5 protein-coding genes and 1 pseudogene are annotated in these 20,832 nt (G+C 34.8%); all 6 read right to left on the bottom strand.

The window, feature by feature from the left end; translation table 11 throughout:
* Nucleotides 1-4: 4 nt before the first annotated feature.
* The 6 genes and pseudogenes from AAEU33_RS11890 to AAEU33_RS11865 all read right to left on the bottom strand — a co-directional run bounded on the left by AAEU33_RS11890 (nucleotide 5) and on the right by AAEU33_RS11865 (nucleotide 20,826).
* Nucleotides 5-2,386: a TonB-dependent receptor gene (locus AAEU33_RS11890; RefSeq protein ID WP_345987701.1), complete on the bottom strand. Its 2,382-nt coding sequence runs from the start codon at nucleotides 2,384-2,386 to the stop codon at nucleotides 5-7.
* Between the two features lie 10 nt (nucleotides 2,387-2,396).
* Nucleotides 2,397-10,208 (bottom strand): amino acid adenylation domain-containing protein, encoded by a 7,812-nt coding sequence (locus AAEU33_RS11885; RefSeq protein ID WP_345987700.1) that lies wholly within the window; start codon nucleotides 10,206-10,208, stop codon nucleotides 2,397-2,399.
* The gene (locus AAEU33_RS11880) at nucleotides 10,184-12,772 is read right to left on the bottom strand and encodes a condensation domain-containing protein (protein WP_345987698.1); all 2,589 of its coding nucleotides are present in this window, start codon (nucleotides 12,770-12,772) and stop codon (nucleotides 10,184-10,186) included. The genes AAEU33_RS11885 and AAEU33_RS11880 overlap by 25 nt, the downstream gene beginning before the upstream one ends.
* A gap of 250 nt (nucleotides 12,773-13,022) precedes the next feature.
* A complete protein-coding gene (locus AAEU33_RS11875) occupies nucleotides 13,023-14,630 on the bottom strand; it encodes an MBL fold metallo-hydrolase (protein ID WP_273648447.1) in 1,608 nt (535 codons plus the stop codon).
* Between the two features lie 30 nt (nucleotides 14,631-14,660).
* Nucleotides 14,661-15,494 carry a non-ribosomal peptide synthetase gene (locus tag AAEU33_RS11870; protein WP_345992768.1) on the bottom strand — a complete coding sequence of 278 codons (834 nt, stop codon included), beginning with the start codon at nucleotides 15,492-15,494 and terminating at the stop codon, nucleotides 14,661-14,663.
* Between the two features lie 17 nt (nucleotides 15,495-15,511).
* Nucleotides 15,512-20,826, bottom strand: a pseudogene (locus AAEU33_RS11865) (amino acid adenylation domain-containing protein).
* Nucleotides 20,827-20,832 lie beyond the last annotated feature (6 nt).

The raw sequence follows: 20,832 nt of genomic DNA, 5'->3' as shown, positions 1-20,832 counted from the left end.
ATGGTTATCTGCTTCTCTCTCGTTCACTTTCATTTCCAAGTGCTCTTTCTCCTTTGGAAATTTTATCATTTCCAAAACTATAGTTGATGGAAAATCTAAAGAATCTATTATTGGCGAACGATTTATAAGTCTGTGCGATCCCGTTAATTTCCGACAGCATGGTCCGTGGACTGGAATTAAATATATCGTACGCTGCAATGCTTAGATTTAATCCTTTATAGGGCGTCTTGTAAGAAAGAGCCATATCTAATGAATTGGCATCAGAGTAATGAAACAAATTTTGATTAGATGATGATCCGTACCAGTAATTGATATCCAGGGTCAAGGTTTTTGATTGATTAAGAGTCAATGAATTATTAAGGGCTCCAAAAAACTCAAATCCGTTCCTCAAAACCAGATTAATATCCTGGGTCTTCTTTGACTGGGAATAATTCAGGAAAAGAGTAACATAACTTTTCCACCATGGAAGGGCATTAAATTCATACGTTTCCGATAAAGAATAGCCATAACTTTTAAAATAATTATCAAAGGTTACGATCTGCTCTTTAGTTTCATCATTCATTTTAAAGAACACATTGTATGCATTTGAATTTACATTAAAAGCCAATTTGGAAGTCAGGCTCTTATAAGTATGGGAAAGTTCAATATTATCTACATAAGATGGCTTCAGATATGGATTACCCATAGAAGAAATCTGGCTGTTGATATAGGATCTTGCCGGGTTTAGCTGCCCATAAGATGGTCTTTGTATCCTTCTGGAATAGTTTAATAGTAAGCTATTATTTTCATTAATTGTATTTTTGATAAATACTGACGGAAATAATTTCAGATACTTATTATAATCAGTCTGATCTAAGATGACAGAATGTCCTTTGGTCTGTGTATATTCTGTTCTCAATCCTATTTGTCCCTCCCATTTATCAGAAAACTTCTTTGTTGCATTAAAATAGAGAGCCTGAATCGCTTCATCATATTTGAACTGATCTGATTGAGTTAGAGTATTATTGGAAGAAAGATCATAATTATTGAGTAAATAATTGGTTCCTGTAAATCCTACTTTACCTCCATAGTTAAGATTCATAAATTTTCCGGGATGTTCAATATCAAATTTTAAACTATAATTATTAATATCCTGGTTTGAAATCCCTCTATTAAAGAAATTAATTCCCTCAAAACTGTAATCCGGATTATATTGATTGGAAAGGATGGTATTATTCCTATCTGTTACATAGCTAAGATAATCCAAGTCTATATTTAACTTTTTTCCCACGGTATCTAACTTCTGTTCCAAATGGAGATTCAATGAGTGATTATTATTTTTATCACGGATATGTCCATCTCCTTTCAGAAAATAAAGAGGTACGTTTGCGTTGTTAACTACAGCTGTATTTACATTATCGTCAACGTAATTGTTGTATACTCCTCCCAGATACTGTAATCCAATCTTTGTTTTGGGCGTTATGTCATAATCTATCAAAAACCTCCCGGAGAACTGATTATAATTCCACTTTTGCTCTGTCGTTAAGAAATAGGGATCCGAAAAGAAAATATCCGACATCTGTTTTGTAAAGGTGTCACCATAGGTATATCCCGTGTTGAGTAAAAAACTGAGTTTATTCTTCTGATAGGTAAAATTGTTATTTACCGTCTGTAAGATATATTTTGTTTTTGCAACATCAGTTGTCAAAGTAGTATTGTTATTCCATGAATTCTTTTTGGTCTTTTTAAGAACAAGATTCACAATTCCACTGTTTCCTTCGGCTTCATACCTGGCTGATGGGTTACTAATGACTTCTACAGATTTAATGTTTTCGCTCGGTATAGATTTTAAAAAGTTTTTCAGATCATCTCCGCTTAAATTGATCATTCTCCCGTCAATCATTACTTTAACAGCGTCCCTTCCAAGCATTGATATCTGATCATTTTTCAAAACAAGCCCCGGTACAGATTTCATCGTCTCGAAAATATTCCCCTTGTTTGCAAGAGCATTGTTTTCAACATTAAACACGGTCCTGTCCAGTTTATGGATGATCATTTTGGGTGAAGAAGTCAGTTTAACCTCTTCTATTAATTTAGAGACGGTTACCAACTCTATGTCAGCCAATTTAGTATCCGAATTAATGATTATTTCTTTTTCAAAAGAGGTATACTCGGAGTTTTTAACGGTCAGTATGTATTTACCTTTTATGAGCTCTATACTAAAGTTTCCTCCATCATTTGTCATTACTTTCCTGTTATTATTTGAAGGAGTAGTTTTAAAAAGAAGTTCTGCATTTTTTACAGGTTCTTTTTCTTTGTTTAATACCCTCCCTTCTATTTTATATTGAGAATAAAGTAGAACAGGAAATAGTAAAATTAAAAGATGTAGTAGTTTAACGTTTTTCATAAATATGTAATTACTGCGTTTTTAAAAAGTCTGTGAATTCTTTAATATACTTTGAAAAATCAATACTGGCAGTAGATGCGGGTTGTGATAATTGAATTAAGACTCCATTAGAATATTCAAAGGCTTTCAGATTAATTCCGTCAAATTCTGTCATTTCTTCCATGTATTCATTAAAATAATCATATTCCTTTTCTTCATTCTGGCTTAAATAGCTATAAAATCCAAAAATATTTTTTTCGATATCTTTACTTTCCATGGATTCTATATCCTGTCTAATGACTTGATATGGAATTTTTTGCACTGATCTGCACTCAATCATTCTTACATAGTTCTTCATCATTTCCTCAATTGAATAATTTTTAGAATCAGTATGTGAAACCATAACAAGATTAGTTAATACCCCGATCATATTACCATACTCCGAACTTTCTCTATTACTGCTTAGCATTCCGAATAAATTTTTGTTTGGACCTTTATAATCGGTCATAATTCTGGAAAATACCGACAGGCATAGAGCATTCATAGGAACAGACGCTTTTTTAGATACTACCCTAAGATGTACGAAATCTTCATTTTTAATAAAAGCTTCCTTGATCATAAAATTCTGGAAGAAAACATGGTCACTACCGGAATCTTTATTTTCATACAAAGGAGTTGTCAATAAGGAATTAACCTGATTATTTCTAAGTTCAATCCCGTCATCGGATTTTAAAAATTTCTCCTGAGAATCAATAAAGGTAAAATGGTGAGGTTGCATACTAATTTCTTTACCAGAATTAAAGTAAGCCTCCAATTCATGTTTTAAATAATTAGATGAATAATTATCCAATAAGGAGTGGTGTATTCCAAAAAATAACGTAGCTTGTGGAGTAGCGGAAGTTTCGGTTTTAACAACAAAAACTCTTATCAGTTCGCCCTCAAATAAGTCGTACGGCTGGAATATAAACTCTTTTCCAATAGCTTTAATCTCCTCTTCTGACCTCACCTGTAAGCTTTCAATATGTATTTTTATAGCTACTTCTGTTTCGGAGATATATCGTTGTAAAACCTGGAGCTGATCCTGCTCATATTTCGTCATCAAAGAAGGAAATCTGGAAAAGCACTTTCTAAGGGTATGTTCAAAATTATTTTCATCAAATCTTTGTATGTCTATATTAAAGTTTACTGATGAATATTTATTCCTGAACAGATGATATTGGTTAGGAGACAACGTCATTGTATCTCCATATTGCCATTCATTGATGCTTTCATTTTCATTTTCTTCCAGAATCTTTATCATATTTTTCTTATACAATTGAGATAGTTTTTCGATTGTAGATTCATGAAATATGTTTTTTGAGTAAAGGATATTTACAGATAGCACTCCGGAAACTATGATCCCTGAAACATCCAGTAAAATAGAAGTTTTCAAATTGTCAGCAGAAACCGCTGTACCTATGCTTTCTGATGAGAAATCAAGCCTCATTTTTTTGTTGTTAACACCTCCTGCATCATCAAAACTTCCCATAAAATTAAAGCATATGCTCGGATCCGATGAGGATTTAATTTTTTCATTCAGGTAGTGAAGAACTCCATATCCAATCCCTTTTTGAGGAATGTTATTCAGACCTTCTTTTACACTTAATATAAAAGGTTTGGTCTGATCACCAATATCTAATGAAAAAGGATAAACACTAGTAAACCAACCTATTGTTCTACTAACATCTACATCAGCAGAAATGTTCTCTCTACCATGTCCTTCCATCAGCACCTTAGTTTTGCTTATCCCAAAATGTTCCTGCAGAGACATAGCCATTGCTGTTAACAGAATATCTTTAACTTCAGCATTATATTTCTTGCCTGCATTAGTTTGTAATAAATGCGTCTGCTCTTTATCAAAAGAGAATCCCACACTACTATCAGAAACCTGATTTTCTGCTAAAGGATAATCTGTAGGAATCATTTGATAATCTACGGATTCTATGCTCTCCCAGTAAGCACGTTCTTTTCCTAGAGAAGGGCTGGTACTATAGTCCTCCAACACTTTACTCCACTTTTGGAAGGAATGTGTTTTAGCTGGAAGGATATATACATGTCCTAATATAGCCGAATCATACAGATTGTTCAGATCTTCCAATAGAATACGCCAGGATATTCCATCCGCAACTAGGTGGTGAAGGATTAACAGAATTCTGTCGCCGTCACTCATAGACACATGTCCTACATGGAACAAAATCCCTGAAGTGATGTCTATTGAAGTCTGAAGCGTTATTCCAATATCTTCTAAACGTTCAAGTTCTTCTGTTTCTGATGTGCTTGAAGTGATATCAAAATACTCATATCGATAATGTTTACCGGATATATCGGAATTGAATTGTCTCCAATTACCTTCCTCATTAGTATACATCATCCTCATCGCATCATGATGATTGACCAGCTGCTCTACACAATTTTCTAAAATTGAACCTGAGAGTCTTTCAGTGCTTTTTAGTACAACGGATTGATTAAAATGATTTTTATTAACGATCTTTTCATCCTCAAAAAAACTACGCTGAATAGGCGTCAGGCTGATCTCTCCACTTACAACAGACTGTTCTATTGCTGAGACTTCGCTTGTAATATGCTTACTCATTTCTTCTAAAACAGGATACTGTAAAATATGCTCTACTTTCAGGGTATATCCTTTTTGTCTTAATTTTGATACAATCTGAATTGATTTGATGGATTCTCCCCCAAGATTATAATAATTATCCTTCATACTGATAGGACTGTGTTTCAGAATCTGTTCACAAACTTCTACCAAAGCAGATTGTGCTGGTGTAACAGGAGCAACATATTCATTCTTTATAAGGTCGGCAGAAGAAACATCAGGCAGTTTCTTACGGTCAATTTTCCCATTGCTGGTTAAAGGAATATCTTCCAGCTCGACATAAAAGCTCGGCACCATATACTGTGGTAATTTTTCCTCCAGATATTTGGTTAATTCGTCTTTGTCAATCTCAGTATCTGCTACATAATATACCACAATGCTTTTATCTCCTTCATGCTCTTTCACATCAGTAACGGCAGTCTTAATGGCATGGCTGTAAGAAATTACCTGGCTGTCGATCTCTCCCAACTCAATACGATGTCCGCGAACCTTTACCTGGCGGTCGACTCTGCCAGAATATTCAATAGTTCCGTCAGGTAGCCATCTTCCCGTATCCCCGCTACGATACATTTTAGTACCTGATATAAAAGGGTTTTCTATAAACTTCTCAGAGGTAAGTTCAGGATTATTCAAATATCCGTTTGCCAAACCTGCTCCTGAAATATAAATCTCCCCTGTTACTCCTACAGGCACCAGGTCCTTATCTGCATCCAGAATATAAATTTGTGTGTTCGCTATGGGCTTACCAATGGGTATTATTGATAATGCCAAATCACTTCCTTTTTCTATTTTATGCACAGTAGCACAAATACTTGTCTCGGTAGGCCCGTAAGCATTGTAAAAAGTACCATGTTGAAGGAATTCTTTTGTCTTCCCGATAACTGCCGATTCTCCCGCTGTAATTACTGCTTTCAGGTTTTGAAGCTTCTCTACATTGAGTAAGTTAAAGAATGCAGGAGGCAGCGTTACTATATCAATAGAATGCTTCTCTACATATTCTTCAAAGGCAAAGGAATCTTTTCTAACTACATCGCTAAGAATATGAAGGGACTTTCCACAAAGTAAGGTCATAAAAATCTCGAAAATAGATGCATCAAAAGAAAAAGAGGCAAACTGAGCTACATTTTGGTAAGCAGAGACTCCAAAGAATTCCTTTTGAAACTGTGTCATATTGAGTATACCTCCATGGGTATTCATCACACCTTTTGGTTCCCCAGTAGAGCCTGATGTATAAATGATATAGGCAATATCATCCTTTTCTAAAACTTCAGAATTAAATTCTGAATTAATTTCTCCTGTCAATTCTAAATCTATTGAAAAAGATCCACCGGAATAAAAATCAAGATCAAAGAAGTAGTAAGATTCAGTGATCAGTAAAGACAAACCGGAGGTCATCACTTCTTTTCTGGATTCAGGAAGATTGGCATCAATCGGCACATACACTGCACCCAGTTTTAATATTCCCAGGATAGAAATGATCTGATTTTCCCCACGGTTAAGCATCACACCTACATGGCCACCTTTTTTTATTCCATGGGTATTCTGCAATTCCCAGGCAAGGCTAGACGCCTTATCATTTAACTCGGCATAACTTAATTTCAGATCCTCATAAATAATTGCAGTATGATCAGGAGTCTGCTTTACCTGATCCTCAAATAAACTAACGATACTTTGATTCTCAGGATAAAAAGAAGTGGTATTGTTGAAATCTTCTAATAAAAGTTTTTTCTCATCCTCGCCTAAATAACCAGCTTCTAAAATTTTTCTTTCGCCATCAATGAATATATTTTTTAACAAATTAGTAAAATGCATTCCGATATTATCCATTAATACCCTGTTGAATACAGAAGCATCATATTTAATATCAAGCATTACCGAGTCTTCTGATGGGAATACAGTAATCAAAAAGTAATAATTGGTTTCATCAACTACTTCTACGTTTTTGATCTCTTCAATTGATGAGCTGCTTTCATTATCCACATAGTTGTCCATGATAGAGTCCTGAACAGGGTAATTTTCAAAAACAATGATATTGTTAATCATGTTATTTCCTAACCCCGAAATTGTCTGGATATCTGAAAGTTTAGAATAATGATAAGGACTGCTTTGAATGGACTTGGTATGTAAATCAAGGAAAAATTCTTTAACTGTATCTTCCTTTTTATATTTTACTCTGATCGGAATGGTATTGATAAATAGTCCTACAATATTTTCAACATCTTCCAGTGCAGGAGGGCGGCCAGACACTACTGCTCCAAATACAGCATCTTCTGATCCGTTATATCTGGAAAGCAGATATCCCCAGACTCCCTGAATATAGGTGTTGATCGTAATTCCAATATTCTTGCATAATTTTTCAATTCCTTTGAAAGAATCTCCTTCAATTTTAATCTTATTGCTTACAATTATCTTAGGTTCGTTGGCAGAAGCACGGTCTCGTTCAAACGGAATTACTGCTGGCACGTTAACACCGCTAAGATAGGATTCCCAATATTTCATTGTTTCCTGGTCATCAACTTCTCTTAACCACTCAATATAAGAGGAATATTTCTTGGTTTCCGGCAGATTTATTTCTGTTCCGTGTTCCAAAGAACTTAAAATTGCTGAAAAATCATTGATCAGAATACTAAGACACCAGCCGTCCATAATGATATGATGGTGGCTCCAGATGAATTCATAATAGCCATCCGGTAACTCCACAATAACCAAACGCATTTGTGTAGGTTCACTTAAAACAAAGCCGCGGTTTACATCCCCTTGCTTTATATTGTCCAGTTCAAGTTCCGATTCTAATATCAAATGTTTGAAGTCTACATGAGCTTTTTTATGAACAATCTGTAAAGGCACTTCTCCATAACGATTTTCAAAGGAAGTACGAAGAATAGAATGACGGTTGAGCAACATTCCAAATGCTTTTTCTACCAGAGATAAGTTCAGTTCAGATGATTTAATACGATAGGAGGTCTGCATATAGTAAATTGAGCCGTGAGGGTCTACCAGCCAATGGTAATACAAGCCCTGCTGCATCGGGGAAAGCTCATAAATATCTTCTATATCATTCCCTTTACTGATCTCCTCAATGGTGCTGAATGATAATCTTTTGTAAGTAAGGTCTGATGGAGTTAGAATCACAGATGAATCTTCACTCTCTTTCACGATAGCTTCCAGGTGAGACTGATAGGCGGATAAAAGTTTTTGTATCGTATTTTCTGTAAATAATTTATCTGAAAAACGGATATTGATACTCATCACTCCGTTCACCGTCATTCCTGAGACATCCAACAAGAGATCTGTAGATAAATTAGCAGAATCTACAGAAGAGCCTATATTTTCGGAACTGTAATCAAATAAGGAGCGCTTCCCTTCAGTTTCAGAATCTCCAATTTCATTAAAATCTCCAAGATAATTGAACTGTATGGAAGGATTTCTTGTTGAAGAAAATGCATTACCCAGATAATTCAAAATACCATAACCAATCCCTTTGTTTGGAATACCTCGTAAACCTTCTTTTACACTTACCAAAGCAGGCTGACTGTTATCGCTGATATCAAGGTTAAAAGGATATACACTGGTAAACCAACCTATCGTCCGGCTGATGTCAAGTCCTGTGTTCATCACTTCCCTACCATGTCCTTCCATTAATACCTTGGTCTTGCTAACCCCAAACTGATTCTGTAATGCCAATGCCAAACCGGTCAGTAAAACATCATTGATCTCTGCACTGTATTTCCTCCCTGCACGAGTCTGTAATAATTTAGTAGCATCAGTACTTAAACTAAAGCCTAAGCTTTTATCTAAAACCTGTTTGCCTTCTACAGGATAATCTGTAACAAGAGCTGTATAGTTTTCAGATTCTACGCCTTCCCAATATAAACGCTCTTTGGATAGTTCCAAACTTCTGCTGTATTCATCCAAGGCTTTACCCCAACTCTGGAAAGAATCCGTTTTCGAGGGCAGAGAATATTGTTGTCCTCTAATTTCTGACTCATATAAATTACCTAAATCTTCCAGCAAAATTCTCCACGAAACCCCATCCATTACCAAATGATGAACAACTAAAATGATACGGTCCCCATCACTCATGGAAACATGACCCACATGGAATAAAACTCCGGACTCTATGTTGATTGTACTCTGAAGGTCCTCTCCTATTTGTTGTAATTGGAATAATTCTTCTGATTCACTGCCACTGTCCCGGATATCAAAAGACGCTAAACGGTAATGTACGCCATCAATTCCTGAATTATACTGATTCCATTTTCCCTCTTTCTGACTATACACCATTCTTAAAGCATCATGATGCTCTACAAGACATTTTAAGGAAGTTTCTAAAACAGAAGCCGACAGTCTTTCACTGCTTTTTAAAATAACAGACTGATTATAATGATTTTTATTGGTGATCCCTTCACTTTCAAAGAAATACCTCTGGATAGGAGTTAGAATACTTTCTCCTGTAACTTCAGACTGGTCAATATTCACAACATCTGTTGTCATATACCGAGCCAGCTCTTCTAATACAGGATATTGTAAAATATGTTCTACCTTCAGACTATAACCCTGCTGACGAAGTCTGGAAACTATCTGAATGGATTTTATGGAGTCTCCTCCTAAATTATAATAGTTATCACGGATACTGATCGGACTGTGTTTCAAGACCTGCTCACAGACAGAGACTAATACCTTTTCTTCTTTACTGGTAGCTGCAACATATTCTGTGGTAATAAGATCTTCTGAACTTACTTCTGGTAAACTCTTTCTGTCAACCTTTCCATTGCTTGTTAAAGGAATCTGGTCAAGCTCTACATAAAAACCGGGAAGCATATATTGTGGAAGCTTGCTCTCCAGATGTCTCGCCAGATCCTGCTTGTCAATCGGGGTATCACTTACATAGTACACCACCAAACTCTTATCTTCTTCATGCTCTTTTACTTCTGTAACAACAGATTTAATCGATTCACTGAAAGAAAGCACCTGGCTGTCGATCTCTCCAAGCTCTATCCTGTGACCACGGATCTTGACCTGATGGTCAATCCTTCCTAGATACTCTATTGTACCATCAGCTAGCCATTTTCCTAAATCTCCTGTGCGGTACATCTTCGTACCCGGAATAAATGGATTGTCTACAAACTTCTCTGCGGTAAGCTCTGGATTATTTAAATAACCCTGAGCTAATCCAGATCCAGAGATATACATCTCCCGCTTACTCCTGCAGGAACCAAATGTTTATTCTCATCTAAAATATAAATCTGCGTATTGGCGATAGGCTGACCGATAGGTATGGTAGAAGAAGCTAAATCACTTCCCTTTTCAAGTTTATGTACGGTAGCACAGATACTCGTCTCTGTAGGACCATATGCATTGTAAAAAGTTCCATATTTTAAATATTCTTTCGTCTTACCGATAACGGCTGATTCTCCTGCGGTTATTAAACCTTTCAATCCCTGAAGTCTCTCAACATTCAGTAAACTGAAAAATGCCGGTGGCAGTGTTACCAGATCAATGGAATGATTGTTTACATACTCTTCAAAGGCATAAACATCTTTTCTAACTGAATCACTCAAAATATAAAGACTCTTACCACTTAGCAACGTCATAAAAATCTCTGAAATAGAAGCATCAAATGAAAAAGAAGCAAACTGAGCAACATTCTCATAAGAGGAAACTTCAAAGAATTCTTTCTGGAATAACATTGTATTCAAAATACCGCCATGAGTATTCAAAACTCCTTTTGGTTCTCCCGTAGAACCGGAAGTGTAGATGATGTATGCAATATCATCTCTTTCTAAAACTTCTGATGTAAAGCCTGAGGCATCTTCTTCTGTAAATTCTAAATCTATAGAAAAAGATTCACCAGAGTAGAAATCAAGGTCAAAGAAATAGTAAGATTCGGTGATCAATAAAGATAATCCGGAGGTCATCACCTCTTTCCTGGATTCTGGAAGATTCGCATCTATAGGTACATAAACTGCTCCTAGTTTCAATATCCCAAGAATAGAAACGATCTGATTTTCTCCACGATTAAGCATTACTCCTACATAATCGCCTTTCTTGATCCCATGATCCACCTGAAGACGATAAGCTAAAGCATTCGCTTTATTATTCAGCTCTTCGTAGCTTAATACTGTATCTTCGAAAACAACAGCTCTTGAATCTGGATTTTTGGCCACTTCTTCTTCAAATAAACTAACAATATTTTGATTGTCAGGGTATGAAACAGAAGTATCATTAAATTCTTTTAATAATATTTCCCGATCAGCAGAGCTTACATATTCTAATTCTGATAAAGGAGTATTGGGAGAGTCAATAAATTTTAATAGTAATTCTTTGTAATGTTTTATAAAGTTCTGAATAATATCTGAATCATACAGATCCTTATTATAATTTACTTTGATATATAACTGGTCATTAATAACACCAAAGTGAAACTCAATATCATTCTTACAGTTACCTCCTTTAAATTCCTGAATATTATCTGTTACTATTTCATGTATTGAATAAGGATCTGTTGTGGCTTCATGAAATGTAATTGAAATATCAAAAATTGAGCTTTTAGACTGATCTCTTTTAAAATCAATATCATTCAATATCTCACTCAGCGGATATATGGAATGCTCATAAGCGGAGATCAGGTTCTCTTTAACTTTTTCAAAGAAAGTATTAAAGCTATCTGTAGAACTTACTTTATTTCTTAACACCAATGTTCTTAAAAAATAACCGATCTGCTGAGAAAATTCATCTCTTTCCCTTATAGCCATCGGGGATCCTACAATAATATCTTCATGGTGGGTATATTTGTACAATAATGCCTTTAACACTGTAAGAACTCCCATGAAAAGGCTTCCGTGACTTTTCTGCACCAAATTACTAAGCAGCTTGGTATTCTCAAGGGATAAAAACATCTGAAAAGCTACACTGTCATAGGTTTTGAAAGATGGTTTTATCTTATCTGTAGGAAACTGAACTACTTCCGGTAACGGTAACAAAACATCCTGCCAGTATTTTTTGTGATCCTTTGAAGCTGACAATTGTTCATAGGTCCAGTCAATATAATCCTTATACTGATATTTTACTTCTTTTTCCGGCTCAGCCCCGATTAAATAGGCCTTATATACTGAGAATATTTCATTTTCAAATATCTTAACGGACCATTCATCCGCTATAATATGATGTATATTATAATAGAAAATGCTATTTCCTTCAGGAAGATGAATTAAATAACATCGTAAAAGCAGACCGTTTTCTAAATCAAAATTTACAAGATTATCTTTATTGATAAAATCCATCCCGTCCCCATAATTACCATGAGTATAATCGACTTCATGTATATCCGCTTCTACTTTATGATGGATTATTTGCTCCAAATCTCCTGAAGCATTTAATTTAAAATTGGTTCTTAAAATTTCATATTTGTTTAGAACAAAATTCAATGCCTTTTTTAATAATTCAAGATCTAAAGTTTCCCGAATATAGAAATTTGAAGGTAAGTGGTAGGTTATGGATGCTGTAGGGTCCTGGCATGTTATCCATATTTCCCTTTGAACATGAGATGTTCTGTAATGGATATTACCTTGTTCATCTACAGAAACATTTGAGAGTGATTTATTTTTAAAAAATTGAACTAAAGAATCTTTATTTATTTTTATTTCCTTCAAAAGCTCAGTTGGAATATTCTCTTTCGTGGAAATGATTTCTAAATCATCATTCTTCAATACAACTTCTATATTATTTTCTTTTAATTTATCAATAAAATTTTTCATAAATTTTGGTATAATTGATATTTCTGTTAAAAATTATCCTTAGTTAATGCAGCTTATAATCTTTGATTATTTTTTAATATATAAAACAATATCAATCTGTTAAGGGAGACAATATTGAGTTTACATAGAAATATCGTTGGGATTCAAGCAGACCATTTAAAAACTTTGCATTTTTATTTAAACCAAATGCAAAGTTTATAATTGATCATTGATTTAAAATCTAACTTTACATTACAATTCAGTAATTCCGTTATACATATTCTATTGTCTTTTCCCCGAATAATCTTTCTGCCTCGATGCCTCTGGATATACATTCTTCCAGCAGTTTATTGGATTCTACAATAGCTTTGGATTCATCTGTATATTTAATAGAACTGATGAATACCAGCCAAGGTTCCATTCCCATTGCATATACAAATACATCTTTAGGATTAAAAATATCGATAAAGGCTATTCCCTGATTGTAGTCAGATCCGGCCAGACGTCGGGAAAGGTCTTTATCCCTTTCTAATTTTTTATACATTAATGGTCCGTACAGCCAGGATAAAGGAGCTCCTTCACATTCCATTCCCAGGAATAACACATCCACTTCTCCAACGATTCCTTTTACTTTTTCATAGATCTTTGGCTCGATGTTACAAGAATCTGCTGCAAATAAAAGTCTGATGCCATTGTGTAGGGAAAAATGATAACACAGTTTACTTCTAACATCAAGATCTGCATGTTCTCCTAAGAATGGAAGTCCTGTGATTACACAATTCTCCATTTCGATGCTTTCCAACTCATTCAATTCAATAACCTGCTTAAAGCCTATTTTCTTAAACATCAACTTAAGATCTGGATCCTGTAAGTTTCCTTTACTGCTGCTTGGAACAATAATCGTTTTTATTCTGTGGCGTAATTGTAATAACGTTTCCAAAAGAATATGATCCTGATGGTTGTGAGTAATTAAAACATAATCAATTTCTTCAGGAAGATCATTAATGGTATATCTGTTCACATCTGTTTCATATCCGTCATAGCTTATAACGGGATCTACCACAATTGATACTTTTTTGGTTTCAACCAAAACGCAGGCATGTCCGAAATATCTGGTTCTAACTCCCGGCCCGTTATATTTTCGGAATTCTGCCGGTTTTTCTTTAGTAAAAAAGGTTTTGAAAAGCTCTTCTTTTTCAGCAGGAATATTTAATAATTCTTTGATTCTATTATAATCCCCCGGAATTTTTTTCATTGTAAACAGCTCATCTATTACTTCAGATTTAAAAGGAATATCAAGATGAATAACATTTTCATCCGGTAATCTTGGAGTACTTAACACAAATGATCTTGAATCATCGGAATCAATTAATTGTAAGCTTATAGACTGAGCCGACTCATCGTAATACTTACTCGCATATAATAATGGTTCTATTAATCTGTAGTTGACATTATTATTTAAATCGTAATAAAGCTCAACATATCCTTTTAGAATTTCAGGAATCTTTTCATACATACTATTGAGAGAGAAGCCCTGAACTTCTGATTGCAAAATCTCATTTAATTCTCTTAAGGCATTGTCCAATTCTAATAAATGTGCTCTTTTTTCGATGGTCTCGTCGTGTAATCTTGAAACCTCATTTACCCTTTCCGTCTGATAATCGATGAACGGACCTCCCAGCATTTTAGGATTTTTAACCGCTAAACTATGTGTTTTTGCATTTTTAATATAAGAGGACATAATTCTCAGGTGTCTATGCTTTATATTCATTGCTGCAGTAACCGGAGATATAAGGTGAGACCATGCATACCATAGATCTACCAATGGCTCAATTACGACATTAAGTTTTAAATAGGTATCGTTTTTTAAATTTTCCATTTTTTAATAATTTTTATAGTCTTTACTAGGTTAAATAATAGTTCTAAATGTGTTTTCTTCTTTGTTTTCTATTTCGTTCATCACTTCAGCCAGCTCCTTAATGGTAGGTTTCTCAAGGAAAACATTAATTTTCACCACCTTTTTCATTTTCTTTTGTATTTCTCCAATGATCCTTATGGCATTCATACTGTTTCCACCCAGTTCAAAGAAATTATCGGTAACTCCTATGTTTTCAATTCTTAATATTTCCTGCCAGATTTCTTTCAACTGTTGTTCTGATTCGTTGGTTGGTGCGATGTATTCGTTCTTTATTAAATCTGAACTGCTTACTTCTGGTAAACTCTTTCTGTCAACCTTTCCATTGCTTGTTAAAGGAATCTGGTCAAGCTCTACATAAAAACCGGGTAACATATATTGTGGAAGCTTGCTCTCCAGATGTCTCGCCAGATCCTGCTTGTCAATCGGGGTATCACTTACATAGTACACCACCAAACTCTTATCTTCTTCATGCTCTTTTACTTCTGTAACAACAGATTTAATCGATTCACTGAAAGAAAGCACCTGGCTGTCGATCTCTCCAAGCTCTATCCTGTGACCACGGATCTTGACCTGATGGTCAATCCTTCCTAGATACTCTATTGTACCATCAGCTAGCCATTTTCCTAAATCTCCTGTGCGGTACATCTTCGTACCCGGAATAAATGGATTGTCTACAAACTTCTCTGCGGTAAGCTCTGGATTATTTAAATAACCCTGAGCTAATCCAGATCCAGAGATATACATCTCCCCGCTTACTCCTGCAGGAACCAAATGTTTATTCTCATCTAAAATATAAATCTGCGTATTGGCGATAGGCTGACCGATAGGTATGGTAGAAGAAGCTAAATCACTTCCTTTTCAAGTTTATGTACGGTAGCACAGATACTCGTCTCTGTAGGACCATATGCATTGTAAAAAGTTCCATACTTTAAATATTCTTTCGTCTTACCGATAACGGCTGATTCTCCTGCGGTTATTAAACCTTTCAATCCCTGAAGTCTCTCAACATTCAGTAAACTGAAAAATGCCGGTGGCAGTGTTACCAGATCAATGGAATGATTGTTTACATACTCTTCAAAGGCATAAACATCTTTTCTAACTGAATCACTCAAAATATGAAGACTCTTACCACTTAGCAACGTCATAAAAATCTCTGAAATAGAAGCATCAAATGAAAAGAAGCAAACTGAGCAACATTCTCATAAGAGGGAACTTCAAAGAATTCTTTCTGGAATAACATTGTATTCAAAATACCGCCATGAGTATTCAAAACTCCTTTTGGTTCTCCCGTAGAACCGGAAGTGTATATGATGTATGCAATATCATCTCTTTCTAAAACTTCTGATGTAAAGCCTGAGGCATCTTCTTCTGCAAATTCTAAATCTATAGAAAAAGATTCACCAGAGTAGAAATCAAGGTCAAAGAAATAGTAAGATTCGGTGATCAATAAAGATAAGCCGGAAGTCATCACTTCTTTCCTGGATTCTGGAAGATTCGCATCTATAGGTACATAAACTGCTCCTAGCTTCAATATCCCAAGAATAGAAACGATCTGATTTTCTCCACGATTAAGCATTACTCCTACATAATCGCCTTTCTTGATTCCATAAGCACTTTGAAGCTGAAGAGCAAGGCTGGATGCTTTTTCATTCAATTCGGTATAGCTTAAACTAAGATCCTCAAAAACAACAGCAATATTGTCAGGAGTAAGATTCACCTGATCTTCAAATAAACTAAGAATACTCTGATTGTCAGGGTATGAAACAGAGGTGTCATTAAATTCTCTTAATAATATTTCCTGATCAGCAGAGCTTAAATAGTTCAATTCTGAAAGGGGCTGATCCGGGGAATCAACGAGACTTTCTATCATGTTCTTTAAATGATCAACAAACTTCACAACAGACTCTCTGTCATATAAATCAGTATTATAGGTAGCAATTCCTAATAATTCATGATCACCTTCAGAGAAGTTAAATTCAATATCGTTTTTAGAAATATTATAGGCATACGGATAGCTTTCGATCACAAGATCATCCATTTCTTTCGGCCCTTCAAATAAAGCCATGTTATTATGATTGTTCAATACTACAGACACATCATAAAGAGCAGATTTGCTAATATCTTTTTGATAGTTTATATCATTAAGGATTTGATCAAAAGGATAATTTCCATTAGAAAATGCATCTATAATATTTTTTTTCTCCTTCATCAAGAGCGTATTGAATGAGTCATTATTATCAACATTTGACCTTAAAGGAAGAGTATTTAGGAAAAGTCCAAGCTGATTTTCTAAATCCGGATGGTCCCTGCCGGAGAATGTTGTTCCAATGATAACATCATTTTGATGGGTATATTTATTCAGTAATACTTTGGTACAGGCTACCAAATAAGTAAATAAGGAGATGTTATTTCCCTGTAAAAAATGTTTAACTTTTTTTACATTTTCTCCATCAATTACAAATGCAAATTTATCACCATTGAAAGTCTGATACTTCTTTCTTTTTCCTGAAAAAGGCAGCTCAACTCTTTTTATATCATCGGAAAGCGTTTTGATCCAGAAATCCCTGCTCTCTTCAACATTTTTCTTATTTACCCAATCTGCGTAGTCTTTATACTGTATTTTAAGATCCGGTACGTTGGGAGATTCATTTCGTACTAAAGAATTGTACGTTTTTATAATTTCTGAAGCAAAAAGATTGCTTGACCATCCATCGCAAATGATATGGTGGGTATTGAACCAAAGAATGTATTCATCATTATCAACTTTAATAAGATATACTTTGAATAAAGGAAATTCATCTAATCTAAAATTGATCTTTTTGGTATTCAAAAGCTCAGCTAACTCCTGATCCTTATTCTGAGAGGATGATAAATCAATATTCTCAATCTTAAAATCAATATTATCAAAAGGTAAAACCTGTTGAAAAACAGTTCCGTTGATATTAAGGAAAATTGTTCTTAAAATTTCATATCTATTAACCAGTACCCTAAATGATTCTTCAAGTTTAGATGCTTCCAGATCTCCTTTTAATTTATAGGCTTCACTCACATTATAAGTGGCAGAAGCTTCATAATTTTGCTGGATCACCCAAAATCTGTACTGAGCAGCAGTGATTGGGTAATATTTCGCTTCTGCAACATTGGGAATGGGTTCAAAGTTTTCAACATTTACATCTCCTGAGATTTTTTGGGCTACCAGATCGATCCTTGGGTTTTCCATGAAATCTTTTATTGAGATGGTTTTATTAAATGTAGTTTTAATCTTGTTGATAATTCTTATAAGAATCAGGCTATGTCCTCCCAATCCAAAGAAATTATCTGTAACTCCAATATTTTCTATTCCCAGTATTTCCTCCCAGATCTCTTTTAACTGCTTTTCAGTTTCGTTTCTCGGAGCTATATATTCCTGTTTTATCAAATCTGAAGGAGATACATCCCTAAGTTTTTTACGATCTATCTTTCCATTATTCGTCAATGGAATATTCTCCAACTGAACATAAAAATCCGGAAGCATATAATTCGGCATCTTCTTCTCAAGATAACCTGTCAGTTCTTTTTTATCAATCTGTTCATCAGATACAAAGTATACCACAAGATGGGCTTCTCCCTCATGATGCTTCACTTCAGTTACTACTGTTTTAATCGTAGAGCTATAAGAAAGCACATGACTGTCTATTTCACCCAATTCTACACGGTGCCCTCTTATTTTCACCTGATCATCAGTCCTTCCCAGATATTCTATATTTCCATCAGGAAGCCAACGTCCAAGATCTCCGGTACGGTACATTTTTGTTCCGGAAGAGAAAGGATTCTCGATAAACTTCTCATTGGTGAGTTCTAAATTATTCAGATATCCCTTAGCTACTCCTGCTCCGGCTATGCATATTTCACCAGGAACTCCAACCGGAACAACATCATTTTTCTCATTACGAATGTAAACCTGAGTGTTGGATATCGGCTGTCCAATATTTTCACCCGCCTGCTCTATCTTACGGGCTATGCAGCCTATGGTTGTTTCTGTAGGACCGTATTCATCATAAATGTCAATGTTTTCACGGATTGAACGAATAGTCTGAATATGGTCTGCATGAAGTTTCTCCCCACCTAAAATAATTTTAGACAGACCGGAAGATGTCACTTCTGTATTTTTTAATAAAGAAATATGAGATGGAGTAAGCTTAAGAACATCCACCTCTTCATTTCCAAGCATTGAAAGTAAAGACGCTACATTATCTTCCTGCGAATTGCCAAGGAAAAGCTTTCCTCCTCTTGTAAGGGAGCAAAAAACAGCGGTCCCCGATAAATCGAACGAAATTGATGTAAATAACCCCCAATTACCTCTGTCTCCTGCAGTAAAATAAAAATCGTTACTCCATAGTATATAATTAAGGATATTAGCATGCGTGATAACGACTCCTTTTGGGTTACCTGTAGTTCCTGAGGTATAGATAACATAAGCAGAATCGCCAGAACCAATTGTCACAGAAGGATTATCTTTTGAATAACCTTCCTTCTGTTTATCAAACTCTGATAAAAAAGCATCGTCTATAACTACTTTCGCATTACTATCTTCAATAATGTACTGTATTCTTTCAGCAGGATAATCGTAATCTACAGGCACGTAAGCGGCTCCGGATTTTAAGATCCCCATGATAGAAATAATCATTTGTTCACTGCGGGGAATTTGAATACAAACTAAATCATCAGGCTGGATATTATAGTGAGCCTTAAGATAGTGTGCCAGCTGATTTGACTTTTCATTAAGTTCCTCATAGCTTAATGATATTCCATTACACTCAATTGCCTCAGCGTTTGGGGTTGCTGTAACCTGTGATTCAAACAGATGGACAATACTGTTTTTGTCTTCAAAATTAGCTGCCGTAGAATTGGTAAGTGCTATAATTTTCTTGTCTGCCGGGGTCAATTCCTGTTTTTGCTGGTACAATAATGTATCATATATTCCTTTGAACTGCTCTTCAAGAATTTCTTTTTCTACAGGTGAGAAAACATCACTATTGTAATAAATATCTACAGATAAAGCTTCACCGGAATCAATTACTGTCAACTTGTAATCAAAAATATCCTGTACGGAATAAGCATTAATGATACCAGCATGTGATTCGCTAAGGATTTTTCCTGTATTAACGTATTCAAAGCAATATTTGAAATAAACTGTATTTTGCTTTTTTCGGTTTAAGGTAAAGTAATCAGCCCAGCTTTTTACAGCTTCCACTTCTTTTTTGATTTTTGCAATAGCTTCTGATAAAACAAGATTTCCCGAATGTACCTTAAGATTTAATGCTACCTTAGAGTTAACGTACCCTATGGTATGTGCAAGTTCTTCGTATGGCCTGTCCTGAGTTACATAACCGATGGTCAGATCTTTATCATCTGTTGAAAATTGTGAAAAATAATTACTTAAACACAACAACAGATAGGATTCAGTAGTAAGATCGTTTTCCGCTAAATCTTTGATTAATTTCTCATAATTTTCCTTATCAACGGAAATGATATTCTCCCTTACAGGTTTGAAAGTTTCGAACTTTTTCCCAAAAGGAATAATTTTGTTTTCAGGATCTGCATTATAGGTTTCCCAGAATAGTTTTGCTTCTTCTTCGGGTTCTGCTAAAAGCTCGTTTTGCCAGGAGCAATAATTATAGAATTCTATTTTTTCATGATGTTCATAACTTCCTTTTATCCTTTGTATAATTTCATTAGCCAAATAGATACAACTATAAAGGTCTCCAAATAATGAATATATTCTAATCGCTATATACCTTGCTTCTCCGGAAGTACCGACTCCGATTTTAAGTGCCTTATTTTCATGATAATGATAAGAAGAATCAAAATCTTTATCAACCACTTTTATAAAGTGGTCCTGATCAATTTCCGTATCAAAATACCAATGTTTTATTTCATGCTCTTTGGTATCTTTATATTGGATCGCACTCTTTACATCATTATTTGAAAACAATGTATAAAACAATACTTCATGTCCTTTTATGGCTTCATTAATATAAGCGGTAATTTTTTCGTCAGAGCATTCATCATTTATTTTAATAATAACCTGATTATAAAGACAGTCGGCATTATAAGCCTGATTTGACACATAATTAATCTGATTCTCAGATAATTTATATCCTTCAATTTTCTCCATTTATTT

Origin of the sequence: Chryseobacterium sp. Chry.R1 (genome assembly GCF_039645525.1) — a bacterium.
GTDB classification, from domain to species: Bacteria; Bacteroidota; Bacteroidia; order Flavobacteriales; family Weeksellaceae; genus Chryseobacterium; species Chryseobacterium proteolyticum.
This window is presented reverse-complemented; position numbering and strand designations above follow the sequence as displayed.